This window comes from Bradyrhizobium sp. ISRA464 (assembly GCF_029910095.1).
Classification (GTDB): domain Bacteria; phylum Pseudomonadota; class Alphaproteobacteria; order Rhizobiales; family Xanthobacteraceae; genus Bradyrhizobium.
Map to the genome: position 1 here is coordinate 2,583,998 of NZ_CP094526.1, position 14,332 is coordinate 2,598,329.

12 protein-coding genes are annotated in these 14,332 nt (G+C 64.3%); 7 read left to right on the forward strand and 5 right to left on the reverse strand.

The features are described 5' to 3' along the window. The first annotated feature begins 22 nt into the window (after positions 1 to 22). Genes MTX19_RS12035 through MTX19_RS12045 form a run of 3 tightly spaced genes read left to right on the forward strand, consistent with a single transcriptional unit; the run spans position 23 to position 4,112 of the window. Entirely contained in the window at positions 23 to 2,224 is a 2,202-nt protein-coding gene (locus MTX19_RS12035; RefSeq protein ID WP_280983780.1) for an amylo-alpha-1,6-glucosidase, read from the forward strand. A 57-nt stretch (positions 2,225 to 2,281) separates the two neighbouring features. Continuing rightward, positions 2,282 to 2,785 (forward strand): PRC-barrel domain-containing protein, encoded by a 504-nt coding sequence (locus MTX19_RS12040; protein WP_280983781.1) that lies wholly within the window; start codon positions 2,282 to 2,284, stop codon positions 2,783 to 2,785. Positions 2,786 to 2,789: 4 nt separating this feature from the next. After that, on the forward strand, positions 2,790 to 4,112 hold the full coding sequence (locus MTX19_RS12045) for an MFS transporter (RefSeq protein ID WP_280976667.1): 1,323 nt from the start codon (positions 2,790 to 2,792) through the stop codon (positions 4,110 to 4,112). 63 nt (positions 4,113 to 4,175) lie between these two features. Here MTX19_RS12045 and MTX19_RS12050 read toward each other — a convergent pair whose 3' ends face one another. Together MTX19_RS12050 and glgA are read right to left on the reverse strand one after the other, a co-directional pair. Further along, entirely contained in the window at positions 4,176 to 4,925 is a 750-nt protein-coding gene (locus tag MTX19_RS12050) for a 2OG-Fe(II) oxygenase family protein (RefSeq protein ID WP_280983782.1), read from the reverse strand. A 270-nt stretch (positions 4,926 to 5,195) separates the two neighbouring features. Continuing rightward, complete coding sequence (glgA, locus tag MTX19_RS12055; RefSeq protein WP_280984768.1) at positions 5,196 to 6,623, reverse strand: glycogen synthase GlgA; 1,428 nt, start codon at positions 6,621 to 6,623, stop codon at positions 5,196 to 5,198. A gap of 182 nt (positions 6,624 to 6,805) precedes the next feature. Between glgA and MTX19_RS12060 the strand changes: the two genes are divergently transcribed. The 4 genes from MTX19_RS12060 to MTX19_RS12075 all read left to right on the forward strand — a co-directional run bounded on the left by MTX19_RS12060 (position 6,806) and on the right by MTX19_RS12075 (position 11,336). Then, the gene (locus MTX19_RS12060) at positions 6,806 to 8,011 is read left to right on the forward strand and encodes a CoA transferase (protein ID WP_280983783.1); all 1,206 of its coding nucleotides are present in this window, start codon (positions 6,806 to 6,808) and stop codon (positions 8,009 to 8,011) included. A gap of 53 nt (positions 8,012 to 8,064) precedes the next feature. Further along, on the forward strand, positions 8,065 to 8,988 hold the full coding sequence (locus MTX19_RS12065) for an ABC transporter substrate-binding protein (RefSeq protein ID WP_280983784.1): 924 nt from the start codon (positions 8,065 to 8,067) through the stop codon (positions 8,986 to 8,988). Positions 8,989 to 9,055: 67 nt separating this feature from the next. Then, the gene (locus MTX19_RS12070; protein ID WP_280983785.1) at positions 9,056 to 10,126 is read left to right on the forward strand and encodes an alcohol dehydrogenase; all 1,071 of its coding nucleotides are present in this window, start codon (positions 9,056 to 9,058) and stop codon (positions 10,124 to 10,126) included. Between the two features lie 127 nt (positions 10,127 to 10,253). Continuing rightward, positions 10,254 to 11,336, forward strand: a complete 1,083-nt coding sequence (locus tag MTX19_RS12075; RefSeq protein ID WP_280983786.1) for an isocitrate/isopropylmalate dehydrogenase family protein — start codon at positions 10,254 to 10,256, stop codon at positions 11,334 to 11,336. Between the two features lie 43 nt (positions 11,337 to 11,379). Here MTX19_RS12075 and MTX19_RS12080 read toward each other — a convergent pair whose 3' ends face one another. From MTX19_RS12080 to MTX19_RS12090, 3 genes are all read right to left on the reverse strand, one after another. Further along, positions 11,380 to 11,661, reverse strand: coding sequence for a hypothetical protein (locus MTX19_RS12080; RefSeq protein ID WP_280983787.1), 282 nt, complete (start codon positions 11,659 to 11,661; stop codon positions 11,380 to 11,382). Between the two features lie 187 nt (positions 11,662 to 11,848). Beyond that, a complete protein-coding gene (locus MTX19_RS12085; RefSeq protein ID WP_280983788.1) occupies positions 11,849 to 13,180 on the reverse strand; it encodes a L,D-transpeptidase family protein in 1,332 nt (443 codons plus the stop codon). Between the two features lie 445 nt (positions 13,181 to 13,625). Then, positions 13,626 to 14,021: a helix-turn-helix transcriptional regulator gene (locus MTX19_RS12090; protein WP_016844123.1), complete on the reverse strand. Its 396-nt coding sequence runs from the start codon at positions 14,019 to 14,021 to the stop codon at positions 13,626 to 13,628. Positions 14,022 to 14,332: the final 311 nt, after the last annotated feature.

The window sequence follows — 14,332 nt, forward strand, 5'->3', positions numbered from 1 at the left end:
ATAAGGGTCGCCCGAGGTTCAGATGGCAACCGACGTCGTTACGCAAATGATTACCGCCCGCATCGTCGAGCGGATCGCAGAATCGCCGTTCTATATTCCAATGACCGGGCCCGCGGCGCGGCCGCGGCGCTCGCTCAAGCATGACGACACCTTCATCGTGCTTGACAGCCATGGCGATATCGGCGCCTCGGCCGGCGGGCCGGACGGTCTGTTCAACGCCGATACGCGCTATCTTGCGCGCTTGGAAATGGTGCTGGAGGACGTGCAACCGCTGCTGCTCGGCTCCAATCTGCGCGACGACAATTCGGCGTTGACGGTCGACCTCACCAATTCCGACGTCTATCGCAACGACCGTCTCACCCTGCAGAAAGACACGCTGCATATCGTGCGCTCGATCTTCCTGTGGCGCGGCACCGCCTACCAGCGCATCGGGCTGCAGAACCACGGCGACCATCCCGCGAGCTTCGATCTCACCCTGCTGTTTGACAACGACTTCGCCGACCTGTTCGAGGTCCGCGGCGAGCGCCGGGCGCGGCGGGGCACAGGCTCGAGCAAGCTGTTGGGGCCGACCGATGTCGTGCTCGAATATCGCGGCCTCGACGAGCAGTCGCGGGTCACGGCGCTGCATTTCGATCCGCGGCCGACACGGCTGTCGGTGAATGCTGCGACCTATCATTTCGACCTCACGCCCGGCAAGGTCACGTCGCTGTTCGTCGCGGTCTCCTGCAACAAGCCGATCATGCACAAGCCGCCGCCGTTCTTCCGCGGGCTGCTGGCCCACCGCCGCGAGATGCGGAAGCTGTCGGGCGGCGCGGCCAACGTCGAGACCTCGAACAACATCTTCAACGAGGTGATGTGCCAGGCGATGGCCGACCTCAACATGCTGATGACGGAGACGCCGCAGGGCCGTTATCCCTATGCCGGCATCCCCTGGTATTCGACGACATTCGGCCGCGACGGCCTTGTCACCGCGCTGCAGATGCTGTGGATCGACCCGCGCATCGCGCAGGGCGTCCTGAAGCGGCTCGCCGTCTTCCAGGCAAAGGCGGTTGATCCGCTGGCGGATGCCGCGCCGGGCAAGATCCTGCACGAGATGCGCGGCGGCGAGATGGCGGCGCTGCGCGAGGTGCCGTTCGCGCAATATTACGGCAGCGTCGATTCGACGCCGCTGTTCGTGCTGCTCGCCGGGCTCTATCTCGAGCGCACCGGCGACGAGGCGACGCTGCGCGAATTGTGGCCGGCGATTGAGGCCGGGCTGCAATGGATCGACGGACCGGGCGATCCGGACCATGACGGCTTCATCGAATATCAACGCGCGACCGAGCAGGGCCTGCAGAATCAAGGCTGGAAGGACTCCTACGACGCCATCTTCCACGCCGACGGCAGGCTCGCCGAGGGATACATCGCGCTGTCCGAAGTGCAGGGCTATGTGTTCGCCGGCAAGCGGCTTGCTGCGAATGCGGCGCGCCGGCTTGGCATGCCCGAAAAGGCCGCCAGGCTCGAAGCCGAGGCCGAGCGGCTGTGCGAGCGCTTCGAGGACGCCTTCTGGTGCGAGGAGCTCGGCACCTATGCCCTGGCCCTCGACGGCGCCAAGGAGCCGTGCAAGGTGCGCACGTCCAATGCCGGCCAGCTGCTGTTTTCCGGCATCGTGCGCGAGGATCGGGCAGCCCGGGTTGCCGCCGACTTAATGAGCCAGAAGTTCTTCTCGGGCTGGGGCATCCGCACCGTCGCGGTCGGCGAAGCGCGCTACAATCCGATGTCCTATCACGACGGCTCGATCTGGCCGCATGACAACGCGCTGATCGCGCTCGGCTTTGCGCGCTACGGCCTGAAGCATTCGCTGGCGCAGCTGTTCAAGGGGCTGTTCGACGCCGCGAGCTATATGGAGCTGCGGCGGTTGCCGGAACTGTTCTGCGGCTTCCGCCGCGAGCTCCGGCGCGGTCCGGTGCTCTATCCGGTCGCCTGCGCGCCGCAGGCCTGGGCGAGCGCGACACCTTTCACCCTGCTGGAAGCGGCACTCGGGCTCGAGTTCGACACGGCACGCGGCGAGATTCGCCTGCGCAATCCGCGCCTGCCGGATTTCCTCAACGAGGTGGTGGTGCGCGACCTCCGGCTCGGCGCGTCCAGCGTCGATTTGAGGTTGCGCCGCCATGACGATGAAGTATCGCTCGAAGTGCTGCGCACGCGCGGGCAGATCCAGGTGTCGATCGTGCTGACGCATTGAGCGGCGTCGCACCACCGCCTCGCGCGAGGCCGGAAAGAAAGATTGTGGGAGAGTTTCATGCGTTCGAGGATCATCATCTCGCTCGTCGCGATGGCATTGGTCACCTGCGCCGGCGTTCGCGCTGCCGACGAGTCGCCGTCACCATCGCCGTCGCCATCGCCGCCGGCAGCCCAGGCAACCCCCAAGGAGCAGGCCAAGGAACCGTCGCCGCCGCCATCGGTCACCGTGATCGGGGCCCGCGATGCGCACGGCATTCTCGGACGCGACGTCCGCAGCACGGCCAATGAAGACATGGGCCGCATCGTCGACGTCATCGTGGACCGCGATGGCCAGGTTCGCGCGGCCGTGATCGATTTCGGCGGATTTCTGGGTGTCGGCAGCCGCAAGATTGTGGTCGACTGGAAGGCGCTGCGTTTTTCCGGCGTCAGCAACAAGAGCGACAGCATCACCCTTGATCTGACGAAACAGCAGGTCAGCGCGGCGCCCGAATACAAGGAAGACGCGCCACTGATCGTATTGGGTGCGGCCGGAAGCCTCCAACCGTGGGATAACGAGCACTAGGGGAATGGATCTGGTCGCGCGTCCGAATTCTTCCTTCGAGACGGTTGACGACGATCGTGGCAAGCGATCAGCCGGCAGCACCAACCTTGTGCCTCCGGTTCCGAATTCGCCCAAGCCGGAGCAGCCGGGCACGCCTTCGCGCGAAAGCCAGCGCGGCCTCGACTGGTTCATCTTCTTCCTGGCCGACGTGCAAACCGGCTTCGGTCCGTTCCTCGCGGTTTATCTGACGACGCAGAAATGGACCCAGGTCGAGATCGGCTTCGTGCTCTCGATTGGCGGCATCATCGGCCTTCTTGGCCAGATGCCGGGCGGCGCGATCGTCGATGCGGCGCGTTCGGAGCGGATCGTCGCGGGGTTTGCGGTTGCCACCATCGGCAGCAGCGCGCTGGCCTATGCGCTCTGGCCGATCTTTCCCGTGGTGACGCTGGCCGCGACGATGCACGCGCTGGCAAGCTGCGTGCTCGGCCCCGCGATCGCCGCCATCAGCCTCGGCCTGGTCGGGCCACGCGTGATCGGGGAGCGGCTGGGCCGTAACGCGCGTTTCGCTTCGCTCGGCAACGGCTCGGCCGCGGCGCTGATGGGCGCCTGCGGTTATTTGTTGTCGAGCCGCGCGGTGTTCCTCGTCACCTTCATCCTTGCGGTCCCGACGCTGTTGTCGCTGTCGCGGATCCGCGAACGCGAGATCGATATCGCCCAGGCCCATGGCGAGGTGAAGCGCGAAGTCCCCGACAAGAATGCGACCAGCGTCTGGAGCCTGGTGGGGCAGCGGCCACTCCTGATCTTTGCCGGCGGCATGATGCTGTTCCAACTCGCCAACGCCGCGATGCTGCCGCTGATGGCGGGTGTGGTCACGTCGCGGTCGAGCCAATGGGCGCCGATCCTGATCGCGGCCTGTATCATCGTGCCTCAGGCGATCGTGGCGTTGTCGTCACCATCGGTCGGGCGCAAGGCGCAGGAATGGGGCCGGCGACCGCTGCTGCTGATCGCGTTCGGCGCGCTCGTGGTCCGCGGCCTGCTGTTCGCAACCGTGCGCGATCCTTATCTGTTGGTGGTGGTGCAGGTTCTTGACGGCATCACCGCAGCTGTTTTCAGCGTGATGGTGCCGCTCGTGGTGGCCGATGTCGCGTTCGGCAGCGGCCATTTCAACCTGGCGCAGGGCATTGTCGGCACGGCCGTCGGCATCGGCGCATCGCTCAGCACGGTGCTGGCCGGCTATGTCAGCGACAAGCTCGGCAGCAGCGTTGCCTTTACGGGCCTCGCCGGCGTCGCCGGGCTCGGGCTTCTCTTGATCTGGCTGATCATGCCGGAGACGCGGCGGACCGAGTGACGGCGAGAGCGCGCACTCAAACTCCGGGAATGGATATTTGCGCAGCCAGATCGACTGCCAAAATCAGAACCCGACGGTCTCGTTCATGTAGAACGTGTTCAGGATGGATATCCGCTGCCGATCGGTCTTGATCGGCGGGCGGCCATGCCAGCTCATCTTTGAGAGCGAATGATAGGCCTTCAGGACCACGAACGCGTATCCGAGGTTGGGCAGGAAGGGAATGGTCTTCACCGGCTCGAGGCAGTAGGAGTCGACGTGAAACAGTCCCTTGAGCGAAGCCTGATACAGCGTCGTCCCGAGCGCCTCCATGCTGGCATCGGTGGGACAATAAAGCTGCATCGTCACGACCTTCTTGCGCGTATCCGGATGCGGCTTGATCTGGTAGCCGTCACGGTCGACATAGAGCACCGGCTTCGCCACAAGCTTGACGTCGTCGACGCCCGACACCTTGTCGCCGCGGGCACGAATTTCGAGCCCATCGTGCAGCTTGGTGCGGATCGCCTGTTCGACCGGCTTCGAGGTCAACATGGTCGACGCTGCGGCCCAGAGCGGGCGCAGATCTGCATCGATCTTGTCGACATTGTCGCCGTAGAGGCGAAGCGCCATGCGGGTTCCCGTGCCCGTGATCGGATCATAGCCCTCGGTGGGGATGCTTTTCGTCAGATCCCGATAAAAGTCGGCGGGAAAGAAATTGCGAAACACGATGTGGGGGAAGGGTGCCGCAAAATAGTCGGCCGCCTCGATGCTCGCCACGGCGTGCGCGGTCAGCTCGTCCGCAAGGCTCGTGGGCGAGGTTTTGACAAGGACGTTCATCGGGTGCCCCCTTTGGATCGCAAGACAAGGAAAACTGATGATCCCCAACGCTCCAACTATATCACATGGCGGTCGGGCGACGGAAACAATTGGCCGTGTGCCTCTATGCCGGCTGGCCCTCTGTTTCAACATGTTGCGGCGCAGCGCTGGGTCGCGTTCGGAGCGGTATGTTGGATAGTATCTGTGGCGCGCTGAAGGCCAATCCTCGGACGGACGCTTCTCCCGCGTGCATCGTGGAGAAAGCGGCCTGAAATGCCGGGATTGTGCTCGTTAGGTGGCCGCCCGTGGCATGACCAGCTTCTTGTAAAGGGCACCGTAGCAGGCGGCCGACAGGCTCCAGCTATAGGACTTCGCCATCGCGCTGCGGCGCATGGTGTCGAGCCGATCCTTGGCGCGGAAGGTGTCGAAGGCGCGCCTGACACCGCCGAGGAAGGACTCCGCCGAGGGCCGCGGGAACAGGAACCCGGTCTCGCCGTCGGCGATGGTCTCGGCAAGGCCGCCGGTCTGGTGACCGATCGGCAGCGAGCCGAAGCGCTGCGCGTACATCTGGCTGAGGCCGCAGGGCTCGAAGCGAGACGGCATCAGGGTGAAATCGCTGGCGGCAAAAATCCGCCGCGCCTGCGCGTCGTTGAAGCCGATCATGACGCCGATCGCATCGGGCCGGCGCCGGTGCGCAGCCACCAGCGCATCCTCGATGGCGGGCTCGCCGCTGCCGGTAACGACGATCTGTCCGCCGGCGGCGACGATCTCGTCGGCAGCCGACAGCACGAGGTCGACGCCCTTCTGATGCACGAGACGGGCGACGAGGCCGAAGATCGGCCCGCGCGAGACCGCAAGTCCGAACTGCCTGCGGACATAGTCGGCGTTGGCCTGCTTGCCCTTCCAGTCGCCGGCGCCGAACGGCTGGGCAAGCTGCGCGCAATGGCGCGGGTCCCAGCTCTCGTCGATACCGTTCAGGATGCCGGTGAGCTGGTCGGCATCCGAGCGGATGCGCAGCAGGCCTTCGAGCCCGCAGCCGAGCTCCGCGGTCGTGATCTCCTTCGCATAGGTCGCGCTGACCGTGGTCAGGTGCGAGGCATAGACAAGACCGCCCTTGAGGAAGGACAACTTGTCGTAGAATTCCAGCCCGTCGATGTGGAAGGAGCTCTCCGGTGCGCCGATCCGCCGCAGCGAGTCCTTTGGAAACAGGCCCTGATAGGCGAGGTTGTGGATCGTCAGGATCGATGGAATCCGCAAGTTGCGCCAGGCGAGGTAGGCCGGTGTGAGCGCGGCCTGCCAATCATTGGCGTGCACGAGATCCGCTGCCCAATCCTTGTCCAGCATGCCTGCTGCAAGTTCGGCAGCGGCGGAAGCGAAGCGGCCGAAGCGGATGTCATTGTCGGGCCAGTCGCGGCCGGACTCATCGCCATAGGGATTGCCGGGCCGATCATAGAGCTGCGGGCACAACAGCACATAGACCGGCAGCCCGTCTTTGGTCGATGCGCGCCCCAGCGTGCATGCCGGCATCTCGGCGAGAGCGGGGCATTGGCCAACGATTTCAATGTGAGTGAACTGTTCGACCACGTTCCGGTAGCCCGGAAGCATGATCCTGACGTCGCTCCACGCGCGAAGCGCCCGGGGCAGCGCTGCGGAAACGGCGGCGAGCCCGCCCACACGGACGAAATCGTCCATCTCCGTCGTGACGAACAAGACCTTCAACAAGCGCCCCCGTTCCTGCCCATAACTGGGCTATGCAAGATTGGGTCCAGTTTGCCGTTGAGTAAAATGCAACACGACCCGCGGGCCTGATCTGGACGAGACGCTTTCCTGCCGGCACGGCTCACTTTAGGGTCACGCAGCGCCGAACAATGATGCACCGCGCGACAGAGGAAGCCTTGGGAATGACAATAGCCGACAACGATGAGGGGAATTTGACAAGGAGCTTTGGCGGCCTTCGCGCGCTCGATTTTTCGACCACGATCGCCGGACCTCATTGCACGCGGATGCTGGCCGACATGGGCGCGGAGGTGATCAAGATCGAGCCCGCCGAAGGCGAGACGATGCGGACCCGCCCGCCGGTCAGGAACAACTGCTCGACCGCCTTCGGCCAGCTCAACATCGGCAAGAACAGCCTGGTGCTCGATTTGAAGTCGCCGGCTGGCATCGAGGCGGTGCGCCGGCTGATCGCGACCGCCGACGTGCTGGTCGAGAATTTCCGTCCCGGCGTGATGCGGCGGCTGAAGCTCGATTACGCCTCGGTGAGCGAGATCAACCCGAAGCTGATCTATTGCTCGATCTCCGGCTACGGCCAGACCGGGCCGTCGGCGGAATTGCCGGCCTATGCGCCGGTGATCCATGCCGCCTCGGGCTATGAGATGGCGCATCTCGCCTATCAGCCGGGCCGCAGCCGGCCGGACTATTGCGGCATCTACCACGCCGATGTGCTGACCGGCGTCTACGCCTTCGGTGCGATCTCGGCCGCGCTCTATCAGCGCAGCGCCAGCGGGAAGGGGCAGCACATCGACGTCTCGATGCTGGAATCGATGCTGAGCCTGACCCTGAACGAGTTGCAGTGGTCGCAATTCGAGGTGAAGCCGGCGCAGCGGCCGATGTTCGGACCGATCGAGACCACTGACAGTTACGTGATGGTGGCGATCGCCAGCGAAAAGACCTTCCAGAGCCTGATGCAGGTGATCGGCCACCCCGAATGGGTGACCGATCCGCGCTTTGCGAAATATTCGGATCGGCGCGAAAACTGGGCGAGCCTGATGGAGGGCGTGGAGGCGTGGTCGCGCGCCGTCAGCACGCAGGATTGCCTTGCCGCGCTCAATGAATATGGCGTGCCGTCATCGGCCTATCGCACCGTGCGCGAAGCGCTCGCCGATCCGCAACTCGTGCATCGCGGCGGGCTTGCCGAGGTCGAGGATGGCGGCGGCACATTCAAGGTGCTCAATCTGCCGTTCCGCCTGTCGGGGGCGACGGTTGCCGCCGCAAAGTGCATGTCGACGCTTGGCGAGCACACGCTGTCCTACCTGAAGGAGATCGGTCTCACTGAGGACGAGATCGCAGGCTTCGCCACGCAGCGGCCGAAAGCGGCGCGGAGTTAACCTGCGGCCTTTCATCCTGGCTACGGTCTTGCCGCGCGCGGCGATTCCGGCCAATGTTGCCGCCTATAACACGACGATCCGGAACACCGGACGTTGCACCTTGGGAGGGAGCATATGAGGCCGGTCAACCGCGCGCACGCGCGTTCTATATCACCAACATCAAGAGCGTGGATGCTGTCGACGACCTGACGGTGCGCTACAATTTCACTGATCCTGCAGTGAACTTCCCGGCAACGCAGACCATTCAAAGCTCCAACAACGTCATGCAGTCGCCGACCGCCTGGAAGACCAAGGGCGACGACTACAACCGCAATCCGGTCGGCACCGGCCCCTACATCCTGAAGTCCTGGACCGCCGGCGACCGCATGGTGTTGGAGAAGAACCCGGACTATTGGGACAAGGGCAGGCCCTATCTCGACCGCATCATCTTGAAGCCGCTGCCGGATGCGCAGTCGCGCTTTGCCTCGCTGCAATCCGGCGAGGCCGACATCATCTGGGACGACGAGGCCGACGCCGACAACATTATCAAGGCGCGCAAAGACGCGAGTCTAACCGTGCACACCTACCAAGGCTCGGGAGCTGCGGTCTACGCATTCAACACCAAGGTGGCGCCGTTTGACGACGTGCGTGTGCGGCAGGCGCTGGTGATGGCGCTGGACCGCAAGAAGATGTCGCAGGCGACCACCAACGGCTTGGCGCGACCGGCCAGCAATCCCTACGGGGACGGCTCCTGGGTGAAGTGCAAGGATGACGGCGCGTTGCCCTACGATGTCGAAAAGGCCAAGGCCTTGATCAAGGATTACGGCAAACCGGTCGAGTTCAAGATGCTGGTCACGGCGACGCCGCGCGGCCGCACCGGCGGTCAGGTGTTGCAGCAGTTCTGGAAGCGGATCGGCGCCAATATGGAGATCGAGCAGGTCGATCAGGCCACTATTCCGCCGCGCGCCTTCATGCGCCAGTTCCAGCTCACGCCGTAACGTTTGTCCTCGGCGCGCGGGCGTGGCAAGGTCGGCCGCAACGAACAAGTCTCTCGGGAGAACAGCGATGAAGAGCTTTCAAGTTGTCGATTTCAACGCGCCCTTGAAGGAGGTCGACCGTCCGACGCCGCAGCCGGAGGGCACGCAGGTGCTGATCAAGGTCAAGGCGGCTGGCGTCTGCCACAGCGACCTGCACATCTGGGAAGGCGGCTATGATCTCGGCCACGGCCGCAAGCCGCTGTCGCTGAAGGATCGCGGTGTCTCGCTGCCGCGCACGATGGGCCACGAAACGGTCGGTGAAGTCGTCGCTTTCGGGCCCGACGTCAAGGAGGCCGACAAGGGCGGCCTCAAGATCGGTGACGTCGCGCTGGCCTATCCGTGGCTCGGCTGCGGCAAATGCCCGACCTGCCTAGGCGGCGACGAGAACATGTGCGCGATCAAGCCGAACGCGCTCGGCGTTTATTGCGACGGCGGCTACGCCGATCACATGACGGTGCCGCATCCGAAGTATCTGCTGAACCTCAAGGGGCTCGATCCGGTCACGGCCGCGCCCTATGCGTGCTCCGGCGTCACGACCTACAGTGCGCTGAAGAAGGTCGAGAAGGACCTTGACACCCCGATCGTGATCTTCGGCGCCGGCGGCCTCGGCCTGATGGCGCTTTCGCTGTTGAAGGCGATGGGCGGCAAGGGCGCGATCGTGGTCGATATCGATGCCAAGAAGCGCGAGGCCGCCGAGGCGGCCGGCGCGCTCGCCACCGTCGACGGCAAGGCGCCGGACGCGCTGGAGCAGTTGATGAAGAAGGCCGGCCAGCCGATCCGCGCCGCGATCGATCTGGTCGGCAACGCCCAGACCACGCAGCTCGGCTTCGACTGCCTGACCAAGGGCGGCAAGCTCGTGATCGTCGGCCTGTTCGGCGGCGGCGCGACCTGGGCGTTGCCGCTGATCCCGATCAAGGCCGTCACGATCCAGGGCAGCTATGTCGGAAACTTGCGCGAAACGCAGGAGCTACTTGATCTCGTGCGCGAGAAGAAGATCCCGGCAATCCCGGTCACGCCGATGCCGCTCGCCAAGGCGAATGATGCGCTGGTCAACCTGCAGAAAGGCCAGCTCGTCGGGCGCGCCGTGCTGACGCCGTAACTCTCCGCCGTTATTGCGAGGAGCGTCAGCGACGAAGCAATCCATCTCTCCCGTGCGGTGATATGGATTGCTTCCCTTCGCTCGCAATGACGAAAACATCTTTCTCCGCTCAACCCAAGGGAATCCCATGTCCGCCAACAACGCATTCCATATCGCCGTCCTCGGCGGTGACGGCATCGGCCCGGAGGTGATGGCGCCCGCGCTCGAGGTCCTGCGGAGGATCGAGGCGACGACCGGTCTGAAATTCCGCTTCACCGAGGCGCCGGCCGGCGCGGGCCATTACAAGGAAACCGGCAAGTCGATGCCGGACAGCACGATCAGGCTGTGCGAGGAGGCCGACGCGATCCTCTTGGGCGCCTGCGGCCTGCCGTCGGTACGCTACCCCGACAATACCGAGATCGCGCCGCAGATAGAACTGCGCATGATCTTCGACCTCTATGCCGGCGTGCGCCCGGCACGGTTGATCCCGGGCGTCTCGAGCTCGATCGTCGGCGCCGATCAGAAGGGAATCGACCTCGTCGTGATCAGGGAATCCACCGAAGGCCTGTTCGCTTCGATGGGCAAGGGCGTCGTCACCGACAGCGAGGCGCGCGAGACGATGGTGATCACGCGCCGGACCTCGGAACGGCTGTTCGAATTCTCGTTCCGGCTCGCCGAACGCCGCAAGGCGCGCGGCCGCGTGGGCGGCGGGCTGACCTGCGTCGACAAGGCGAACGTGTTCAAGGCGTTCGCTTTCTTCCGCGAGATCTTCGACGAGACAGCGAAGCGTCATCCCGACGTCCGGGCCGATCACCTCTATATCGATGCGACCGCTGCCGCGTTGGTGAAGCGCCCGTGGGACTTCGACGTCATGGTCACGGAAAACATGTTCGGCGACATCCTCTCCGACCTCGCCGCCGGCCTGATCGGCGGCATGGGCATGGCGCCGTCGGCCGACATCGGCGATCGCTACGCGGTCTTCCAGCCGTGCCACGGCACCGCGCCCGACATCATGGGGCAGGGTAAGGCCAATCCGACCGCGATGATCCTGTCGGCGGCGATGATGCTGGATTGGCTTGCCGACAGGCATGATCTGGACAGCGTGGCCGCCGCCGGCGAGCGGATCGAACGCGCGGTCGACAAGGTCTATGCCGAGGGCATCAAGCCGTTCGAGTTCGGCGGCCGCAACGGCACTGCCGATGTCGCGAAGGCGGTGCTGGCGGCGCTATAGTCTTTATCAGGGAGGGGGCCGAAGCCTCCTCTTTTTCCGGTCGTCAGTAACCCCACCGCCATCCCGGGTGACGCCACCGCCACCCCGGGTGACGCCATCGCCAGCCCGGGCGAGGCCCGCCATAGGCATACGCGCCATAGTAGTTCGGACGCCACCAGCAGTGGCCCCGGGGGCCGCAGACCCAGCGCACCTGGTTGACATTCGCAGCCTGGCCAGTGATCAGCTTGGCCTGGGGGAGTCCATTGGGCATTGCCGAAGCTGAGCCGGATACGAGCACCGCACATCCCAGAGCGGCCAGTCCCATAACCGCAAGCTTTAGTTTCATTGCAGTCACTCCTCGGTTGCAGACTTGGAGAACTTCCGTGAGATCAATTGGTTGCTATGGCGAAATGCAGGTTGAAGGAATTAATCTTCCTGAACATCGGTTCAGCCGCGGCAAGCGACTCTGAGTCAGCGTCCGCGTTGTTGCGCGATCAATTCCCGTTTCGGTGCAATTGACGGAACGAATCCGTCTACTGGGCAAGATGCGCGGCCAGCGGATGGTCGGCGGCCTTGTTGAAGAAAGCGGCTTCCTCGGCGGTGGCCTCGAGGAGCTGCTGGTCCTGGTCGTAGACGTCGTTGCGGAATTGGATGGTCCGGTCCTTCGTCATCCACGCCGTGAGGTAGATCCATGCCACCGGAACCTTCTTCAGCATGCGGATGTCCTGCCGCTGTCCGGTGGCGATTGCCGCATCGATGGCGGCGCGCGTCCACTGCGGCTGGTCCTTGAGCAGCCATGCCGCGAGATCGCGGACATTGTCGACGCGCGAGCAGCCATGCGAATCGAAGCGATAGTCCTCGCTGAACAGGCTGCGCTGGTTGGTGTCGTGCATGTAGACTGAATAGGAGTTCGGCATGTCGATCTTGACCGCGCCGAGCGCATTCCACGTACCGCTCTGCTGTCGCACCGTGACGTTCGGCGCCGACCAGTCCACCGAACGCGGATCGATCTGGTTGTCGTGGGCGTCGAGCACGTCCATGTGCATGCGCGACAGATAGGTCGGGTCCTTGCGCATATGCGCCGCGATCTCGGTCTTCGTGATCGACGACGGCACCGTCCAGGTCGGATTGAGGATGATGTCGGTGATCTCGGACGTCAGAGTCGGCGAAGGCTTCTCGGTCTTGCCGACGATGACGCGATAGCGTCGCACGACCTTGTCGTCCTCGACCGCCTCGGCGAAGGTGGCGGGAATGTTGACGACGACGTAGCGCTGGCCGAACTGGAAATCCATCTGGGCGAGCCGCTCCAGCGAGGCCTCGATCTGCTTGATCCGCTTCTGCACGGGGACGTTGAGCGCGGCCAGCGTCCGCGGCGTCACCGTGCCGGTCGCTGCCAGACCGTGGCGTGCCTGGAAGTGCTTCACCGCCTCGGCCATCACCTCGTCAAAGGCGCCGCTGGCCCTGTCGGCGGCGAGGTCGCCGGTGATGATCAGACGCTTGCGCAAGAGATCGTCGTTGGCGCCCGGAACGCCCAATGCGAATTTCGCGTCCGCCGGGATCGTGGGCCAACCGCCACGGGCGGCGAGATCGGAATAAGCCGTCAGCGCTTCGCGAATCCGTTGCGCGCTGCCCGTGTCGTAGGTCGGCTCGCGCGACAGCGCGAGCGCGGCGGCCGACCGCGTTTCGGCAGCCGAAGTGGGTGCGGCCGGCTTGGCCTGGTTTGACGGCGTGGTCGCCGTCGCCGCAGCCGGCGCAGTGTGATGAGGCGGGACCGCCGCGGCCGGACCGGGCGCGCCGGCGGTTTGGGCAACTGCCGGCAGAGCCGCGAGCATCGTGGCCATGGCGACGAGTGTCACTCTCTGCATATCGCGTTTCCCCGGACCGCGGCGCGTGCGTCGAAATCGGAAAGCCTGGCCTCCGGCCCGACGAACGCTGGGGCGGCACATTCGTACGGAGGCGATGATCTATCCCAAGACCGTTGCGTCTTGATTAAGTTTTGGTTTCCGCCCCCTGCGTTGCCGTAATCTTCTCGCCGCGCTGGGGCTGCAGTGTTGCCGGCATCGACGCCGGATGGTTTTGCGGCCTACATCAAGGCAGAGACCGAGCGCTGGGCCATGATCGTGCAGAGGTCCGGCGCCCCGATCCAGTAGCGTCGGCGCAAGAAAAAAGCGCCGCCATTCACGATGGCAGCGCTTCGATGGTCTCCGAGCCCAGCCCGCGGATCGCGTGTCGCGGCGGTCGGTTGCCGGCCGAATCCGCTCAAGCTGGTCGATCGCGTCCACGGCGCCGCGATCTGACGTTGAGTGTCGCTCAGTCCTCGTTGGCGGCGATCGATTCCATCAGCGACACCAGCTGGCGCTGAACGGTCTGATCCTTGATCTTGCTGTAGGCGCGCAGCAACCGCAGGCTGAAGGCGCTGTCGAGGAACAGGAGGCTCTCGACTTCGCGAGCCTTGTTGTCACCGTCGTAGAAGAAGGTCACAGGCACATCGAGCGCGGTCGCAATCTGCTGAAGGCGGGCAGCGCCCACGCGATTGACGCCCTTCTCGTACTTCTGGACCTGCTGGAAGCTGACGCCGAGCTTGTCGCCGAGTTCGGCCTGCGAAATCTTCTGCTCCACACGCCGTAGGCGGATCCGCTTGCCCAACTCGATGTCAGGTTTGCCGGCACTGCGCTGCTTCATCTTCTTTGCTGCTGATCTGTTCATTCTGGTGACCCGTCCTTCAATCGGGAAGCCCTGGCCCGGATAGGTCAGGGATTCGTCCATGATGTACCGCGTTAAGTTTCGTGTGGACCGTCAGTTCGTCGTGAGAACCACGAAAATCCAAGAAGACCGCGGGATTGTATCCAAACGCATTCGCGCATTTGGAGACACCCTAGTAACGGCGCTCTCGACTACCTGAAGTCGATTGCGCCAAGGTGTCTGTCGACACCCCGCCCTCTACATTTGGCAAAATATTGACCGAACCACAACTAGCGCGAGTTTGATCGTAACAGATTTTGCGAATGCTTACCGGG

Excerpts from the sequence above, each read along its gene's own strand:
- MTX19_RS12035 (WP_280983780.1), top strand. The coding sequence starts at position 23 with ATGGCAACCGACGTCGTTACGCAAATGATTACCGCCCGCATCGTCGAG.
- MTX19_RS12075 (WP_280983786.1), top strand. The coding sequence starts at position 10,254 with ATGTCCGCCAACAACGCATTCCATATCGCCGTCCTCGGCGGTGACGGC.
- MTX19_RS12085 (WP_280983788.1), bottom strand. The coding sequence starts at position 13,180 with ATGCAGAGAGTGACACTCGTCGCCATGGCCACGATGCTCGCGGCTCTG.
- MTX19_RS12050 (WP_280983782.1), bottom strand. The coding sequence starts at position 4,925 with ATGAACGTCCTTGTCAAAACCTCGCCCACGAGCCTTGCGGACGAGCTG.
- MTX19_RS12065 (WP_280983784.1), top strand. The coding sequence starts at position 8,065 with ATGTTGCCGCCTATAACACGACGATCCGGAACACCGGACGTTGCACCT.
- MTX19_RS12045 (WP_280976667.1), top strand. The coding sequence starts at position 2,790 with ATGGATCTGGTCGCGCGTCCGAATTCTTCCTTCGAGACGGTTGACGAC.
- MTX19_RS12090 (WP_016844123.1), bottom strand. The coding sequence starts at position 14,021 with ATGAACAGATCAGCAGCAAAGAAGATGAAGCAGCGCAGTGCCGGCAAA.
- MTX19_RS12060 (WP_280983783.1), top strand. The coding sequence starts at position 6,806 with ATGACAATAGCCGACAACGATGAGGGGAATTTGACAAGGAGCTTTGGC.
- MTX19_RS12040 (WP_280983781.1), top strand. The coding sequence starts at position 2,282 with ATGCGTTCGAGGATCATCATCTCGCTCGTCGCGATGGCATTGGTCACC.
- MTX19_RS12070 (WP_280983785.1), top strand. The coding sequence starts at position 9,056 with ATGAAGAGCTTTCAAGTTGTCGATTTCAACGCGCCCTTGAAGGAGGTC.
- MTX19_RS12080 (WP_280983787.1), bottom strand. The coding sequence starts at position 11,661 with ATGAAACTAAAGCTTGCGGTTATGGGACTGGCCGCTCTGGGATGTGCG.